Here is a 17,663-nt window from a genome sequence, read left to right on the forward strand (position 1 = left end):
TTTATACTTTACATTGATTAAATAATTAGTAATTAATAATAAAAGGATACGGGATGTTAAACAAACTACTTTCGACCAGCCTACTTCTCAGTGCTATTTCTACCCCTGCATTTGCGAGTGATATTAATTCTGAACTTAAATCTGCCAATAAAAGCGTCAGCGAAAAAGTCATTAAATGGCGCCGTCATTTGCATCAAAACCCAGAGCTTAGTAACCGTGAGTTTGAAACAGCTAAATACGTGGCTAAGCATTTACGTTCTCTAGGCCTTGAGGTTCAAACAGGTGTGGCACATACCGGTGTAGTTGCAAAACTTAAAGGGGGCAAAAAAGGTCCGCTTATTGCGCTACGTGCTGATATGGATGCACTCCCTGTTAAAGAGCAAGTAGACTTACCTTTCGCGTCAACTCAAACAACAGAGTACAAAGGCAATACCGTTGGCGTAATGCATGCCTGTGGTCATGATAACCATGTGGCTATTTTAATGGCAGCCGCTGAGTCTTTAGTAAAAATTAAAGAAGAGCTCGCGGGTGATATTCTGTTTGTCTTCCAACCTGCTGAAGAAGGTGCACCAGATGGCGAAGAAGGTGGTGCTGAGCTTATGCTTAAAGAAGGCTTATTTAAAGAAAAGCCAGAAGCCGTATTTGGTTTACACGTAACCAGCTCTCTTAATACCGGACAAATTGGTTTTCGTGAAGGGCCGCTAATGGCCAGCGCCGACAAATTTACTATCACAGTAAAAGGTCGCCAAACTCACGGTTCTCGCCCTTGGAATGGTGTTGACCCAATTGTGGCGTCATCACAAATTATTATGGCAACACAAACCATCGCTTCTCGCCAAGTTGATGTGACCAAAGCGCCTTCTGTGGTTTCATTTGGTGCCATTAATGGCGGTGTGCGTAACAACATCATCCCTGATCAAGTTGAAATGGTGGGCACAATTCGTACCTTTGATCAGGAAATGCGTGCTGACATTAAAAAACGTTTAGCTAAAACCGCTGAGATGGTAGCTGAATCAGGTGGCGCAGAAGCACATGTTCACATTGATCATGGTTACCCAGTAACAGTGAACGATGTTGAATTAACCAAGAAAATGACACCAACACTTGCTGGTGTAGTTGGTAAAGAAAACCTGATCACAACGCCACTTATCACAGGTGCCGAAGACTTTAGTTACTACGCCTTAGAAACACGAGGCATGTTCTTTTTCTTAGGTGTCACACCAAAAGGTCAAGATGCAGTCACAGCACCAAGTAACCATTCACCACACTTTTTTGCAGACGAAAAAGCTTTACAGCTTGGCGTAAATGCAATGACACAATTAGTGGTTGATTACCTTAAATAAGCGGATTGATATAATCACTATTCCCTACTGGCGGGTGACATCATTACCCGCCTTATTTTCTTAGCTGTTCAGCATCAATAAAGCTCATTTTGCTAGGGTTAACTTACTAACTGGTAAGGAAGCCCCATGACATCAGAATACTTTCATTTTTTAAGCATTATCGGTGTAGCGTTTTTTGCTATTTCTGGCACTTTACTGGGCCATGAAAAAAGTGTCGGTGGTTTTGGTGTGGTGGTCGTTGCCACAGTCACCGCCTTAGGTGGTGGAACACTTCGAGACATATTGCTTAACAAACCGGTATTTTGGATAGCTCAGCCCGATTATTTGTACGCAACTTACATAGCCATATTCGCGTCTATTCTATCAATTCGTCACTTACCCGATTTAAGTAACAACACCATGCTATTAATGGATGCTGTAGGGATGGCTATTTTCAACATTATTGGTATCGAAAAGGCACTGATTGGTGGCGCAGATATGATTGTTGCCATCACCATGGGCATGACCACGGGTATTTTTGGTGGCCTGATGCGTGATGTGATCTGTCGAGAAGTGCCCCTGGTCATGGGCGAAGAACTTTATTCAACCGCATGCTTATCTGGCGGGTTAACTTACGCGGCTTTATTCACCCTTGAGGTGAGTTATATTTGGTGCATTATTGGCGCATTTACGGTAACGGTATGCTTAAGATTAGGCGCCATACACTTTGGCTGGCAACCTAATCTGTTTCGTAAAAGCAGCTTTAAACGCTCTTAGCAGGTCATATAAATACAGCCATCGAGTGGCATGTCGCGGGGTACTGGGTTTGTATAAACCCCATTTTTTCATAAGCTGTTTTAGCAAGGGTATTATGGGTATATACAAACAACGACAAGCTATCACACTGCAATTGCTGTTTGCCCTGCTCTCCTAGTAAGTTTATCAACACTTTTGCAAGACCTTTGCCACGTTCACTTGGCGCGATAACTAGCCGCCCTAAATGACAACGCCCTTCACGTAAATAGTATTGCCCAAACCCTAACATCTGGCTTTCGTCATTAACCAACGCGAAGGAATTCAGCGCATCTAGGTTTAAATCGTTTTTAAAGCTTTGCATATCGAATGGGTAATTAAAAAATGGCCCAGACCAAATACGCAGTTCGGCCTCTGTGTTAAACCAACCCATTAACTCGTTGAGTTGATCACTCGTTACTTTAACTAGCTTCATGTTTTAACCTATCGTATAAACCCGATGCACGAGTAACAGATTTATTCATTGCCATAAGCAATACATTTTTATCTGCCACCAGCTCAAATGTGGTTTTCGCGCGGGTGATACCCGTGTAAACCAATTGCCTGTTAATGCCCTGATTAGCCTGTTTTATTGGCGGTAAAATCATTGCGGTATAAGCAAATTCAGAGCCTTGCGACTTATGAATTGTCATGGCATACACTTTATCGTGAGCAGGTAAACGTGCGGGCGAAAAGGCGCGAATATTTTCTTGTTCATCAACAAACATGGCTTTTAACTGACCTTGCTCATCATGCATTAAAATACCTATGTCGCCATTAAACAGTTTTAACTGATAGTCGTTTTGGCTGATCATAATTGGCATACCCACGTAATGCCTTTGATATGGCGAAATTAAACCTTGTTGAGCCAGTGCTTTTTCAATACGCTGATTAAGGCTATTTACACCGTAATCACCCTCTCTGACGGCAGCCAGTAACTGATAATGAGCAAATGCTTTATGCACATTGGCAACACTTGCCCCTTGCTGGATAAGCTGCAAATAATCGTGGTATTGCAACGCCGCTTGTTGCACAAATTGCTCAATCGGTTTACTAATTACGCTGTAATTAAGTTTAAGGTCTTTAAAGCCACCTTGATTGATCGTTTGCTCAACGTAGCCCAGTAAGCCACTGTTATTGGTATTTACAGCTTGTGCTAATTGACCAATGCCGCTGCTGCCATCAAAACGATAACTTTGCTGTAAAAACGCAATACAATCGTTAAGTACAAAATGACTGCTCGCCGCGGGTATCTCGCTCTGATTATTAAAACAAACGCGATTAAGCTGCGCTGCTCTATCACTGCTGTAATCTGGCATTTTGCCAAGCTCTAACCCTTGGCATAGGTCGCTAAGAATACTGCCCGTATCAACCGAAGCTAATTGGTCTTTATCACCGAGTAAAATAAGCCTAGCATGACTCGGTAATGCCTCGATGAGTTTTGCCATAAGTGACAAATCAACCATCGACGCTTCATCAATGATCAGTACATCTAAATGCAGCGGGTTACGCTTGTTATGGCGAAACTTATTGGTATGCGGAATAACGCCCAGTAAACGGTGAATCGTTTGCGCACTCTCAGGAATAAGTGGCGCGATATTATTAGGGATCATACTGAGCTTTTGCTTTGCCCCTAAAATCGACTCGGTTAAACGAGCTGCTGCTTTGCCTGTCGGTGCAACCAGTTTTATTGTTAGCGGTGCACTGACATACAAAGATTGTAAAATAGCTAGTAGCTTAGTTACCGTGGTGGTTTTACCGGTACCCGGGCCGCCAGTGATCACACTAAAGCCTTTTGTTGCAGCAATTGCACAGGCTACTTTTTGCCAGTTTAATGTTTTAATAGGATCGTTTGGGTTGGGTGTATGTTCACTGCTAGGAAAATATACCTCAAGTAGTGCTGTTAATGCGGCTTCATCAAGGGTGAGTTCTTTCGTTGCTAAATGATGTAAACGCGAAGCCAGTGTGGTTTCGTACTCTGCCAATCGAGCAAAATAAAGTTTATGCGCAAACAATAGCAGTGGTTTGTCGTTCCCTACACACTCAGCATTCATTAGTTTATTAACGGCATCAGAAAGGCCAAATTCTGTCGCAAACGGGGTTAAAACCTCAGGGGCTGCGATGCTGGCATCAGCTAAGCTTTGCTGTTTAATTTCAAACGGATTTTGCCAGTTTATATTCACGAGCTCCAAGCAGCTGTGCTGACTTTGCTGCGCTGCCGCAAGCAATAAAATCAGGTAAAAAACCTCACTGTGCGCTGCTTCGTTATTCTCTATCAGTGTTTGTGAACCGGTTACAGTCTCTGCGCCAGTCAATAGCTCTGCGAGTTTCACATCAACTAAGCGAATACGTTTTGCCTCAAGTAAATAACTCAGTAACGGCTGTGTTTTAAGTTCTGTGGCAGGCAGCGCTGAATCACTTTGGGCATGTTGTGCTGGTTGCTTATTCATTGGCTCATTTGGCTCATGGTCATCAAAGCCGAATGTCAGTTGACTCATAGCATGGCTCCTTGTGCGAATAAGCTATCCAGCTCAGTTATCTGCTGTTTTGTTAACTGATTAAAATACACCCCTTGTCCTTCGCTCATACCACGTAAGAAGGTGTAGTAAACACCCCCTAAATGCGTATCGCTATCGTAATCTTGAATACGTTGTTTTAATAAACGGTGCAGTGCCACGGTATAAATTAAATACTGCAAATGATACTGATGACTGGTCATGGCCTGTTCTAGTTGCTCATGGTGGTAGTCAGCCGCACTATTGCCTAAAAAGTTCGATTTATAATCAAGAATATAATACTTACCCTGCCAGCAAAATATTAAATCTATAAAGCCTTTTAGTAAGCCTTGCACCTCACTAAAATCAAGCTGCCCGGGTAAGTTAAAGTGTTTTACTAACACTTGGTTAAGCTTATCGCTTGAGAGCGATAACAGCGGTAAGTTAAATTCCATTTCGACTAAACAGGTATCGGGCTCAAGTACTGATAAACTAAGCCCTTTATCGTTTAATGGGCAATTCAGTGCAGCAAGGATCCACTGCTCGGTCATTTCCTGCCAACTATCGTCAATATGGTATTTTTCGAATAACGTTTTGATCACTTTATCTAGTGCGTGGTCGTCTTGCTCAGTGGCTGGACGCTTTAACGCATAAGGGTCAGTAAAGTCTAATTGCTCAAATATTTCATGCAAACAACTACCCGGCTTTGCGCCTTTAGGGAAGCTGTAAGGTGTTAAAGCATTGGCATTTTGGGCTAAAAACTCATCTTTTTCGTGGTCTTCATCACTGCGGCCAAGTTCAATATGTTCAGTATGCTTTTTCAGCGTTAAGCTACTAAAGCTGGTTGAGCGCCAATCACGCTGAATGTCTGCTTTAACAGTATTAACTTGATAGGCTTGCTCACTGTCTGCACCAGCAAATGTTAACTTTTCAAGCTCATCTGCTTGGCTAAACACCTCATAGTGCATGTGCGCAGAGCCTTCACAAAATTGTTGTAACAACGCGCGCCATTCATCGCCCGATTTAATCTCTAACCCTGCAAATAATACGTGGCCAATGCTGGTACTTTGAATTCCAGGGCGAGCACTACGACCTTGCGAAATGTTATACATACCCACAGAGCAAAAATGCACGGCACGAGTCAATGCCACATAGAGCAAGCGTAAATCTTCAGCCAAGCGCTCTTGCTCTGCTTTTTGCATTGCGTCGTCACTTTTAGCAAGGTCATAAATCAGCTTACCGTCTTTATGGTAAAGGGCTTCTTTGCTTTCGCGATAACCACAGGCAAACGGCATGAATACAATCGGGTACTCTAAGCCTTTTGAGGCGTGCATGGTGACAATTTTCACCAAATTAGCATCGCTTTCTAAGCGTACTTGCACCGCTTCACCATCTTGTTGACTGACTTTTTGCGCAAACCAACGCAGCAATCGATGGGTTCCCTCAAGCTCAATTTGCTTTTGCTGTAATATTTCCCCTAAATGGCGGAAATCGGTGAGCCAGCGCTCAACGTTGTAACCTAAGCCCTGCCAACGTGCTGCGAGCTGATTATGGCTTAATAAACGCTCGAGCATCGCCATAGCGCCCTGTTTATGCCAAATGTGAGCAAGCTGAGCAAAAAAGTTTAAATGCTCTTGCCATGCACTTTCATTTTCGTGAAGCTCATAAATGCGGTTGTAGCTTAAGCAAAACAATGGCCCAGCAAGCACACCACGCAGTAATGATTCATCATACTGTCCATGCAAGGCCGTTAAAAAGTTCAGTAAATGATGACTAAGCTCTTGGTTAAAAACACTATCTCGCGATAAATACACACTGGCAATGGCGGCTTCTGCCAGTGCAGTTTTCATCAACTGTGCTTCGTTTCGATCACGTACTAACACACAGATATCAGCCGCAGTAAGTGGTACTCCTGCAATAGTTGCAGCGCCTGCATCGGCTTGCTTGAGTAGCTCAGTAATTTTTTTCGTATATTGCAAAGCCAATGCCTGTTGAGCTACTCCTTTGCTGGTTGGCTTGTTGTTGGCTTCGGCGTATTCATCAACAAAAACCGAAAATTCAAACGCACTTGGCATTTCACCGTTTATTAAAAACGCTTTTTTTTGTGGTTTTCCCTTCGCATTAACCTTTTGAAATGGGATTGCATCGTTATAAATAAAGCTATTTTTATTTTTAGCAAATAAGCGGTTTACACTATCAACAACCCCTTCACTTGAGCGGTAGTTGGTATCTAGGGTGTATTGCTTGTCCTCTGAAACAGCTTGTTTTGCGCCAATATAAGTAAAAATATCTGCACCACGGAATCCATAAATAGCCTGTTTAGGGTCACCTATCATGGCAAGCGTGGTGTTTTTAATGCCATAAATACGGCTAAAAATGCCATATTGAATTGGGTCGGTATCTTGGAATTCGTCAATCATGGCAACCGGAAACAAAGCGGCAATTTTTTCACTTAATGCTTGGCCTTGCTCACTTAAAAGCGCTTGATGCAAATTACTCAGTAAGTCATCTGGAGTAATAACGCCTTGCTCTTGCTTGCGTTTAGCTAATGCACTAGCCACCCATTTAGCAGCATATTGCACTATCGCAATATTCAATCCGTTATTGATAAGGCTACTGAGTGTGGCCATTTCATCAAACTGAGCCAGCATTTCGTGACTGAGAAAGCTGCCGTTTTTCTTATAATTTGCAGGGTCGCTTAAACTCTCTGTGCTCCACACTTCAAACGAGTATTTACTGGTACCAAATACAAAAAACAACTCATCATTGCTTAAGTATTCTTCAAGCGCTGCAAGGCTGTTTTTTCGACCTGGGGTTTTTGAACCACTTAAATCAGATGCTTTTACAGCATTAATAAACTCACTCTCACGGCACGCCGTTTTAAATGCCGGTACTTTTGCCACAAAGTTGTCGCGCGCTTGCCATATATCGTCGAGGTCGTACTCAGGGGTAATTGTTGCTCCTTGTTTATTGAGTAAACTCACTACCTGTGAATACAGTGACGCCGGCACTGGGAAAATATCGGTAATTGCTTGCGTTCGCTCTTTTGATTGTGGGTAAACAAAGGCACGCCAAAAGTCATTAAGGGTTTCTTGAATAAGCTCACGCTCATCTAAAATAAACTCTAAGTTAAACGCCACGCCAGATTCAAAAGCATGTTGTTTCAGCATTCGCTGACAAAAGCCATGAATGGTGAATATAGCGGCTTCATCCATCGACTTTGCTGCAGCGTCTAGCAAATCAAATGCGGCGTGTTTGTCAGTCACCTCGTTAATTACTTGCTCAATCAGCTCATCATCTGGCTTTTTACCAAGCAGTGCATCTCTGGCATCGATTATACGCGCCCGCACACGGTCTTTAATTTCTTGGGTGGCGGCTTCTGTAAAGGTCACCACCAGTATTTGCTCAACACTCAGCGGCGTATTCAATTGTTCATCTTCACCGGTCGCTTTTTGTAAGCCCAACAAATACCGTAAATACAAACCTGTGATGGTGTAGGTTTTACCTGTACCGGCACTGGCTTCAATAAGGCTTTGCCCACACAGCGCCATACTCATTGGATTAAGCGTTTGCATGATCTGCCTCCTGTGCTAATTCAACAATTGGCGATAACAGCAGCTCGCTCCATTTTATAAACTCTTCTTCACAGTCTTTAAGGCTTTTTATGGTTAAGCGAATGTATGGGTTCTCACCTTCACCTATACCTATGTATTGCGGCGCGAATTTATTGTTTGCTTTGACCATGTCTTTATCTGTTTTTATGTACTCGTAACCACTGACCGGAAAAAACGCCACAGGGCGAGTTAAAAGCGTTTCATAAAGCGAAAACCAATCGTTTAAATACTTGCGGGCATCGTCTTCTGACAAGGGTGAAAAACTAATTTGCTTGTCTAAACCAAGAATGAGGGTTTCAACTGGCTGGCCCATTATTTGCGCCGCTAAATGATGCACAAAGCCACGAATTACATCTTTTGCTTTAATACTGGCGGTGCGATAAAACACCTGTTTTTGACCATAAATATGATTTAACCAACCTTCTAAAGTGGTGTTGGCTACTTTAATATTTACTTCAACGGGTAATGCTTCATCACCTTGAATATGCGCTTTCACTTGCCCAGCAAGCGCATCAACTCGGTGCTGCATACTTTCAAACACAAGGTCGCCAACATGGGCTTGGGGTAATTCACCGCGCTGCATAATTTGCGCTTTATTAAGCGGTAGCTCTTGAATGCTCGCTTCGAGAATTTCGTCAAGGTAAAAGTAGCGGCGTAATGCATCTAAACTAAATGGCTCTTCATCTTTAGCGATATCGTTAAATTGCGGCAAGCGTAAACCCAAACTTTGCTGATAAAAGCTCTCGTGCGGCTGGCAAATACTGCGAATAAACTGAGTTAACTCAACACTGTTTTCTGGCTGAACACTGAGCGCTTGCTGTGGCTCAGGGTTAACAGCTTGAGTTGGCATCCACACAGGGTTATAGCTGTGTAATTGTGTTGCTAACGGTTTGTTTGCTTTTTGCTCGTCATCTGTTTTCTCTGTTAGATAATAAGCTGGGTTAAATGGCTGTAAGTGCTGATAATTAATTAGCGCCTCTGGTAGCTTTAAGTGAGTGTCTTTATCAGCAAACTCAAAACTACGGGCTATGTATTCCAAAAGCTCGCTCACTAAAGTTGAGGGCATTCTTGGTTGGTTATCAAAACAAGAACGGCCAATATAACTGATGTATAAATTCTCACGGGCACTTAAAATCGCTTCTAAAAACAGGTAACGGTCATCAAGTTTGCGAGAGCGGTCGCCTTTTTGGCGTTTTGAGAAAGGCACTAAGTCAAAACCGATTGGCTGAACGGTACGCGGATAATCCGCATCATTTAAACCTAGCATGCACACCACTTTAAATGGCACTGCACGCATTGGCATCAGCGTACAAAAGTTAACTTGCCCCACTAAAAAGCGCTGTCCTACGCCTTTTTCTTGAATACCTTGTTTTACAAGGTAACTAACAATGCGCTGCGAAACAGCTTGTTGGTAATCGCCATTGTCATAATGCTTAATCAGTGTATCGAGCACTTTTTGCAGTACTAATAAATCCCAGCTTTGTTCGCCTTCATCGCTGTACACATCGTTTAATAACTCTTTTAGAATTTCTGCCTTTTCGTTAAGCGGTGCATCGGCTTGAAGCTTAGCTTTATAACGGGCCAGTACATCAATAAATTCAATGAGTTTATTTAAAGTATTTAATGCCATGCCCTCAACTTCATCGGCACTGTAAATCCCCGAAAACGGCAATTGTTCATCACGTTGTGCAACACCTAATAACAAGCGGTTTAGGCCATGTTGCCAAGTGTTTAAATCTATTGCGGGTAAGCCAAAACTGTCTTTGTGGGCGGCATCTAAGCCCCATTTAACGCCAACGCGTTCAAGCCAAAAACCAATTTGCTCATATTCATGGGCTTCGAGGTTAAATTTTTCGGCAATTTGTGTGACTTGCAGTAAATCAAGAATGTCAGACACACCAAAGCGTGAGTAAGGTAAATCAGCTAAACTGGCAAACGAGCTAAGCACAGGTTTTTCTTGCTCTATCGCTAAATCGGCTAACGCATAAGGGATAAAGCGTCGCCCTTCGGCACCACCAAACACCGCCTCAATATACGGGCTGTATGTGCCAACATCCGGCATCATTACAATAATATCTTTCGGTGTTAGCGCTTTATTTTCATTGAATAAATTGAGCAAGTAATCATGTAGTCTTTCTACTTCACGAAGTGGAGTGTGACAATCGCTCAGCACAATGCTGGTATCATCTGCCTGAATTGGCAGTTTGCCTTCGTCATTAATGAACCATTCTTTATCAGGCGTTAATGACTCACCCTTAAAAGCTAATTGGTAAATTTCAGACTGAATTTGCGATAGCAAGCTTTGATCAAAATCGTTATCGAATCCGTCTAGCCACTGCGCATCTAGTTGTAGTAGCTGCTCAAAATAGTCTCGGCCTAATTTACCCCATGACGAGAGTAGCGGATTACCAATAAAAAAGTACTCGTGATCAGGGTTTTTAGCGCTGTCTTCAAGTGCTTGTAACTGCGGGCGTTTGGCATATTTAGCAGCAATTTTGGCTGCTGTTTTTTCATCGAGTGTGTCGCCCCAGTAATGCTCACTGGGGTTGAAGAAAAACAAAAATACCTGCGTTTTTTTCGCAATAGCCTGAAACACTTCAAGCTGGCTGCTCGCAATTGCAGAAATACCAAATAAACTAATACGCTCAGGTAATAAGCTTGCGTCCATTTTTTCAAGGGCTGCAAGGAGTTTGTCTTGCATGTTGGCGCGGTGATATTGGCTTTGCCCAAGCTCTTTACTGTGCGCCACCAGCTTGCGCCAAAGATCTGGCTGCCATGGCGCAATACCCACATCAACATCATCAAGCTCATCGATGCCCTGCTCCCAAGTGGCAATCCAATTAGGGCGATACATTAAATATTGGTCATAAACGTCGGCAATTTTCTCGCACAAGGCAAAGGTTTTTTGTCCTTCACTGTCACCCTCTAAATAGGTTTTAAGTGGTAAATACAGCGGCTCATCAATGCAGTTTGGTAAAATCGCAAACAGCTTCCAAGCAAGGTTCGCTTTGTTATACGGAGATTCACTGGGTACATCTGGCAATAATTGTTGGTAAAGCTGCCAAATAAAACTCGAAGGCAGCGGAAAATCGACCTGAGCGGCAATCCCTAAGTGTTCGCTTAAACCTATTTTTAGCCACTGCGACATACCCGGTGACTGCACGAGCACAATTTCTTTTTTAAAAGGGCTCGTTAACGGATTAACTTTAAGAAGAGCGTGAAACCGCGCTTGCAGTGCTTCCATGCGATTTGATTGAATTATATTCAGCACTTTACACTGTCCTTGCTTGAAACTAACTAATTGACACAGTGTAAGATATTTTAATTAGATGGGATAGAGAGAAATACCCGCAAACAAGGCTTATTCCATGTTAGCGGGCATGAACTGCGGGCATGAGCTGCGGGCATGTGTTTAGGATATGCGCAGCAGGCAATATTTACTGGTATGGGCTTATCGTCGATAACGCAAACTCGGTGTGCATTATCTCATCCCCCTTAATCCCTTTAAGCGCAATACGAATGGTAGGGTCTGCTTTTTGCCAATCGATTGTTAAATCGCCGTAGTTAACTTCATGAGTGTAATCACCCACACGGTGTTTATTAGGGCTAACATCTTTCCACTTTTCGGTAAGCCCAGAACTAGTCATCTCATATAACGGGTAATCTAGGTTTTGTTGATACTTAGACAGCTCACCCCAGTGGGTATCGCCACTGACAATAATCACACCATTTACTTTATGCTTTTTAATAAGCGCAAATAAACGCTCACGATCAGCCGGATAATTTGCCCATGACTCCCAGCCTGTAAAATCAGCTAATAGCTGCAAGCTTGAGGCAATGATTTTTATCTTCTCATCTGACTTAAGCTCTTGTTCGAGCCATTGCCATTGGCTTTCGCCAAGCATAGAGGCGTTTTTATCAGTTGTTGGGCTATAAGGCCCTTGTTTTGCAGGTTTTCGCTCAAGTTGGTAGGTTATCGCCGATACGTGATTTAACGGTGCGCGATTAAAACGCAGATCAGGCATGATGACTTTTACTGTTTGCTCACCTTCACCGTACGTGTACGAAGTGTAAATACCATCTTCACGAGTCCTGCGAGCAGAATCCGCAGGCTCTTGCCAAAAGTCGAGCATGATTTTTCGTGACTGCTGTTTTTTCGGGTATTCACTGCCAGCATCATTTTCGCCATAATCGTGGTCATCCCACATGGCAATGATTGGCGTATTCGCACGTAATGTTTTAAAGCCCGGCTTTTGCCCTAAACGTTGGTATTTATCAGCAAGTACCGACATATCTTCGGTATCACCATAAATGTTATCGCCAAGGAACATAAATAAATCGGCTTGCTCTTTGTTGATGGCATCAAAAATCGGAATAGCCTTGTCTTGATGACCACATGAGCCAAACAAAATTTTACTTGGCGCGGCAATCGCACTCACACTACTAACCAGCATTAACCCAGATAAGGCGCTTTTAAACAAACTAAAAGTTAAACTCATTTTAAAATCTCCTTAATTGGCGCGGCCATTTTCGGGTTAACTTGCTGACTGTTGACGCCTAAAATATTCAGCACAGTTGCCGCTACTTGCGCTTGTTTGAGCTCATTGCTTGGCTTAATTAAGCCTGTTGCTTTTATATCTGGGCCAATCGCTGCTAACCAAATATGCTCAGAGCCAACAATGCCGTTTGGAAAACGCTGCTTTCCTTGCTCCGAACGTGCCAAAGCACGCTTCGAACTATGATGCTGCCAATCATCAGCATGACTGCCACGGCCATGATCGGTCGTGATGATCAATGTGGTATTGTCTTTATAGCCCGGTGTTTGTTGAATTGTTTGCCAAAGGTCACGAATAAACGCATCGCTTTGTTTAGCCGATTTTAAATAGGCATCGTATTTACCGTTATGGGCAAAGTCATCGGTTTCACCCAAGCTAATAACCAGCAAACGCGGCTGTTTATTTAATAAATATTGTTTGGCAAATCGGTAGGTAAAGCTGTCGAGGCGAACATTGTGCCAAGGACTTGGGATCTCGCTTTGCATTTGGTTTAGCAGAGTCACTTCCTTTGACTTCACCGCATCAAAAGTTTCAAAGCCAGCATTAACATAAACCCCACTGCGCTCACGATTTACAATATAGGGAAACACATCCCAGCTACCAAAAAGCGCGGTTTTACCTTTAAATTCTGGCTGAGTATTTAAACTCTCTAAAATGGTTTTATTGGGGTTAGGCACTTTATCGTTACTATCGATATTTTCATCTACCATACCGGTTAAAATTTCACTGTAACCAGGGTATGAGAAATACCACGGGTTGCTTACCGACATGAATGAGCCTTGAGTTCTATCGCCAATCAAAACGCCTTGCTTTGCCAATGTTTCGCTAAAAAATGGCATTAACGCTTGAGTTCGTTTTGTTTGGTCATCTCGCCAAAAAAGCGCCTTTAGTTCATCTGTATCTGCAACAAAATCAGTGTTATCGATTAGGTTTTTATCTGCACCAGAGAACACTTCTTGCCAGCGAAGGCCATCAAGAGTAACGAGCACTACATTGTCGGCAGCTTTACTGTTTAAGCTTAATAGTGCTGCCGCTACCACCGCCGTGGCTAAAATTAATTTTTTCATATTTCACCTGCAAAAAAGCCCATCAACGATGGGCTATTTAAAACGTTAGCTTATTACTTAAAACTGCGCTGTCAGTGTTAAAGCTGCGGTACGTGGTGCACCAATAAAGTAGGTAGAGCCATTACCTGTACCACCTGCGAGATATGATTTATCAAACAGGTTATTCACCACAAATGCAAGGTCGAGTGATTTAAACACGCCTGAATCAAGACTGGTGTTATAACCTATGTTTAAATCAACCAAGGTATAACCATCAACTTTGTTACGTGAACGAGTTTGTTCATCAGTCCATGCACCTAAACGCTCACCTGTGTATTTAGCCGATAATCCAAAGCGGAAATCACCGCTGTAGTAGTCTGCCGATACCACAAATAAATCTTGTGCTGAGTCAATCACTTCATCACCCGCTTTAAAGCTGGCTGATGCATCTTCAAGTAACTCACCCTCGCTGTTGTAAGCACTTGGATCGTTCGATTGATACTCAGAGTTATTGTACGTATACGATGTGTAAAGGTTCCATTTGTCAGTCAGCATATAGCTTGCAGAAAGCTCAACACCCGTTGACTCAATACCACCTACGTTGATGTAAGAACCGTTCGTGCCAATCGTGTAGTCAATACCATCGGTATCACTGCCCGGAGCAATAAAGGTAATACGGTTATCAAATTCGATGCTGTAAGCGGTTGCCGTTAAACGTAAACGGTCATCACTGTAACGCACACCTAGGTCGATGTTTTCAGCTGTTTCAGGTTCAATTTCGGTCAGTGTTGATGAATCACGTTCAAGTACACCATCTTTAATTGCTGCAAAGTTTTCGCTGTAGCTGGTAAATAACTCTGTGCTTGCAGATAGCTGATACAGCACACCACCGCTGAATAGCACGTCTGAATCACTGTCGATTTTATCTGAGTATTCATCTTCAAAATGGTTATAACGCTGCAGCTCAACAAGATACTGTTTAGCACCTAAATTAAGCGTGAAATCACCTAAACTGATTGAATCTTGTACGTACCATTTGAATGTATCTGTTTCGAAAGTGTTCTTGTACTGTGTCCAATACGGCGTATGGTCAAAGTGATGATAGACACGGGCGTCAATAACTTTATGCCAGTCACGTGACTCATCGCGGTCTGTTTGTTCAAACCAAAAGCCGGCTTCAATATCATGATTAGCAAGGGTTACTTGGTATTCACCGGTCATACCTAAGCGGTCTTTTTTATAGTGAGTATGACGATACGACATAACTGGAATCGCATCATCTGGGTAACAGGCTGGGTTTAAGCCAGGGCCTGAAGACCATGGCCATTCTAAACTTGCCGTACAACCTGCAGCTGGTGCAAGTGGGTTGCCTTCGCTATCTGTAAAGCCATAGCTGCCAGCATTTTCGCCGCCAATCGTTGTTGGATTGCCATCGCCATCAACCGGCGACGTTAAATAAGGCGGGATCCAATCGCCACGACCTGAATTTTTATGATAGTAAGGCGACAAGCTTAAGTTTGAAGTGGCACTTAACGCGTAATCAAACTTTACATACGCAAGGGTATTTTCACGCAGTGTACCCCAGCCCTCAGCAAACATTTGATCAAAATGCGGCACGCCAGTCCAATTCCAAGTTAAACGATCCCAATCAGGGTTTTGTTCAAACTCACTAATGCTGATGCTGTTATAGTTAATTTCATGAACATCATCATACGAAACACGACCCGTTACGGTTAAGTCGCTAAAGTCTGATACAAACTTCGCTTCGATGTGCTGGTTGTCTTTACCACCATTGCTACCATCTCCAACCCAACGGCTGGTGTCTGTTTGCGAATAGCTGATATAAGCTTGCGTGTTATCAAACACAGTGCCGGTTTCGTGCTTAACAAAGTAACGGCTAGCGTTATGATCGCCCGTTGTGTAAGCAAACGTAGTGCTTTGCTCTGTGCTCGGTTGTGCACTCACAAAATTAAAAGTACCACCTAATGCTTCGAGTGATGCAGAGGCAATATCAGACGTACCTTGCCCTACTTCAACTGTTGCTAAGTTTTCGCTGTCTAAGTAACGGTTTGCTTTTGCACCGCCACCATAGTTAGAACCGCCATTAGGAATACCATCAATCGTCATACCTAATTGCTGTTGATTACCATCGATACTAAAGCCACGCATAGTAATGGTGGTTGACCAGTCGTCACCACCGAATGCATCACCTTCGTTGATGCTAATACCCGGTAGGTTATCAATCACGGCTAACACACTTGATACTGAACTTTGTTGCTCAAGCATGGCAGGTTCAATAACGTTATTTGCATAACTGGTTGGCTTTGCAACAACGGTAATTTCTTCAATTTCGTTAGTCGTGTTTGCATGTGCCGATGTTGCTAAAAGCGTTGCGATCACAAGGCTTAGCTTGGTTTTTTTTGCTACTGTGCTCATTGTTTTTCCAAGGTTACGTATTTAAAAGCGGGCACAGTATGCAGAGCGTGTATTACATTTAGGGTCAAAATTTTTGACACAACAGTTAAACAATTAATGCATTTTCATGGCAGATTTAAGACTTAACTGTTTAATATATAAGAAAGTATTAGAAAAAACGCCCAGTTAAATTAACTGAGCGCTTGTTGGTTGGACAATATTATTAGATTTTCTTAAATCAATTCAGCCAGCATTTCGTCGCTGTATGGTGTTAATGCTTCACCATTTTTAACTTTACTGATGTAATCTGGGTTCGCAATGAATGGGCGACCAATCGCAATTAAATCAAATTGGTTGTTATCGATAGCTTGATTAGCCGCCTCAAAACTATAGCTACCTACCCCTACTAAGGTACCTTTGTACGCACCGCGCATATATTCAGACGCCGACTTATCACCTAAGCTTGCAAAGCGCATGCTGTCATCAAAAATACCCACATGTAAGTACGCAAGATTACGTGTTTCAAGGGCTGGTAATAGATAATCGAATACCGCTTTATCACCGTCGCTTTCGGTCATATTAAAATACGCACCTGGCGATAAACGTAATGCAGTTTTATTTGCACCAATTGCTGCCACTACTGCATCAACGACTTCAAGAGCAAAACGCGACATGTTTTCTGGTGTTTGACCGTATTGGTCTTCACGTTGGTTGGCAGCAAAGTGTAGGAATTGATCAATTAAGTAACCATTCGCACCATGAATTTCAACCCCGTCAAAACCCGCTTCAATTGCATTTTCCGCTGCTTTTGCGTAGTCAGCAATCAAACCTTGGATGTCTTCGATGGTTGCCGCTTTTGGAGTAACGTAAGTTAACTCACGCATTCTCGGTACCGAACCTTCTACACCAATTGCTGATGGTGCCAGAACATCACCACCAAAAAAGTGAGGGTGTGCAACACGACCTACGTGCCAAAGCTGAGCAAACATTTTGCCGCCTTTGGCGTGCACAGCATCGGTGACTTTTTTCCAGCCTTGAATTTGTTCACTGGTAAATAGACCCGGTGTATTTGGGTAACCTTGCGCATCTGGACGAATAATCGTTGCTTCGCTAATAATTAAGCCCGCATCGGCACGGCGTGCATAATAATCAACCATTGCTTGGGTTGGTACGAGATTATCGTCGCTCATACAGCGTGTCAGTGGTGCCATTAGTACACGGTTTTGCAGCTCAATGCTGTCATTTAGTTTAAATGGAGAAAGTAAATCGGTTGTCATGGTTTTATCCTTATCTTGAACATACATTCAAGATAAGGGCGAAACAAACATACTTCAAGGTTTATTTTGAATAATCGTTCAAGATTACGTAAACTTCGTTTATACCAATTCGCTTAATTAAGTGGTCTATTTTGAGGCAAGAAAAC

Annotated in this window: 10 protein-coding genes; 2 read left to right on the plus strand and 8 right to left on the minus strand. The window is 42.8% G+C overall.

Annotated elements, in window-relative coordinates; genetic code table 11:
• The first annotated feature begins 53 nt into the window (after window positions 1-53).
• Window positions 54-1,343, plus strand: a complete 1,290-nt coding sequence (locus CWC28_RS15575) for an amidohydrolase (RefSeq protein WP_138625394.1) — start codon at window positions 54-56, stop codon at window positions 1,341-1,343.
• A gap of 126 nt (window positions 1,344-1,469) precedes the next feature.
• Complete coding sequence (locus CWC28_RS15580; RefSeq protein ID WP_138625395.1) at window positions 1,470-2,099, plus strand: trimeric intracellular cation channel family protein; 630 nt, start codon at window positions 1,470-1,472, stop codon at window positions 2,097-2,099.
• A gap of 4 nt (window positions 2,100-2,103) precedes the next feature.
• Here the strand turns inward: CWC28_RS15580 and CWC28_RS15585 are convergent, their stop codons facing one another.
• The 8 genes from CWC28_RS15585 to CWC28_RS15620 form a co-directional block, all read right to left on the minus strand.
• Complete coding sequence (locus CWC28_RS15585) at window positions 2,104-2,550, minus strand: GNAT family N-acetyltransferase (protein WP_249324976.1); 447 nt, start codon at window positions 2,548-2,550, stop codon at window positions 2,104-2,106.
• Window positions 2,537-4,612, minus strand: coding sequence for an exodeoxyribonuclease V subunit alpha (recD, locus tag CWC28_RS15590; RefSeq protein WP_138625396.1), 2,076 nt, complete (start codon window positions 4,610-4,612; stop codon window positions 2,537-2,539). Before recD ends, CWC28_RS15585 begins: the two co-directional genes overlap by 14 nt.
• Complete coding sequence (gene recB, locus CWC28_RS15595) at window positions 4,609-8,184, minus strand: exodeoxyribonuclease V subunit beta (protein WP_138625397.1); 3,576 nt, start codon at window positions 8,182-8,184, stop codon at window positions 4,609-4,611. The genes recD and recB overlap by 4 nt, the downstream gene beginning before the upstream one ends.
• On the minus strand, window positions 8,171-11,494 hold the full coding sequence (recC, locus tag CWC28_RS15600; RefSeq protein WP_138625398.1) for an exodeoxyribonuclease V subunit gamma: 3,324 nt from the start codon (window positions 11,492-11,494) through the stop codon (window positions 8,171-8,173). The genes recB and recC overlap by 14 nt, the downstream gene beginning before the upstream one ends.
• Before the next feature lie 166 nt (window positions 11,495-11,660).
• Entirely contained in the window at window positions 11,661-12,722 is a 1,062-nt protein-coding gene (locus tag CWC28_RS15605) for an alkaline phosphatase D family protein (RefSeq protein WP_063704763.1), read from the minus strand.
• Window positions 12,719-13,846 (minus strand): alkaline phosphatase family protein, encoded by a 1,128-nt coding sequence (locus CWC28_RS15610; RefSeq protein ID WP_063704761.1) that lies wholly within the window; start codon window positions 13,844-13,846, stop codon window positions 12,719-12,721. Before CWC28_RS15610 ends, CWC28_RS15605 begins: the two co-directional genes overlap by 4 nt.
• Window positions 13,847-13,903: 57 nt before the next feature.
• Window positions 13,904-16,261, minus strand: a complete 2,358-nt coding sequence (locus tag CWC28_RS15615) for a TonB-dependent receptor domain-containing protein (protein WP_063704758.1) — start codon at window positions 16,259-16,261, stop codon at window positions 13,904-13,906.
• A gap of 212 nt (window positions 16,262-16,473) precedes the next feature.
• Window positions 16,474-17,517 carry an alkene reductase gene (locus CWC28_RS15620; protein WP_063704756.1) on the minus strand — a complete coding sequence of 348 codons (1,044 nt, stop codon included), beginning with the start codon at window positions 17,515-17,517 and terminating at the stop codon, window positions 16,474-16,476.
• Window positions 17,518-17,663: the final 146 nt, after the last annotated feature.

The organism is Pseudoalteromonas sp. S4492 (assembly GCF_005886115.1).
GTDB classification, from domain to species: Bacteria; Pseudomonadota; Gammaproteobacteria; order Enterobacterales; family Alteromonadaceae; genus Pseudoalteromonas; species Pseudoalteromonas gelatinilytica.

Coding starts and splice junctions, on each gene's coding strand:
- CWC28_RS15575 (WP_138625394.1), top strand. CDS start 54: ATGTTAAACAAACTACTTTCGACCAGCCTACTTCTCAGTGCTATTTCT.
- CWC28_RS15580 (WP_138625395.1), top strand. CDS start 1,470: ATGACATCAGAATACTTTCATTTTTTAAGCATTATCGGTGTAGCGTTT.
- CWC28_RS15615 (WP_063704758.1), bottom strand. CDS start 16,261: ATGAGCACAGTAGCAAAAAAAACCAAGCTAAGCCTTGTGATCGCAACG.
- CWC28_RS15605 (WP_063704763.1), bottom strand. CDS start 12,722: ATGAGTTTAACTTTTAGTTTGTTTAAAAGCGCCTTATCTGGGTTAATG.
- CWC28_RS15610 (WP_063704761.1), bottom strand. CDS start 13,846: ATGAAAAAATTAATTTTAGCCACGGCGGTGGTAGCGGCAGCACTATTA.
- recB (WP_138625397.1), bottom strand. CDS start 8,184: ATGCAAACGCTTAATCCAATGAGTATGGCGCTGTGTGGGCAAAGCCTT.
- recD (WP_138625396.1), bottom strand. CDS start 4,612: ATGAGTCAACTGACATTCGGCTTTGATGACCATGAGCCAAATGAGCCA.
- CWC28_RS15620 (WP_063704756.1), bottom strand. CDS start 17,517: ATGACAACCGATTTACTTTCTCCATTTAAACTAAATGACAGCATTGAG.
- CWC28_RS15585 (WP_249324976.1), bottom strand. CDS start 2,550: ATGAAGCTAGTTAAAGTAACGAGTGATCAACTCAACGAGTTAATGGGT.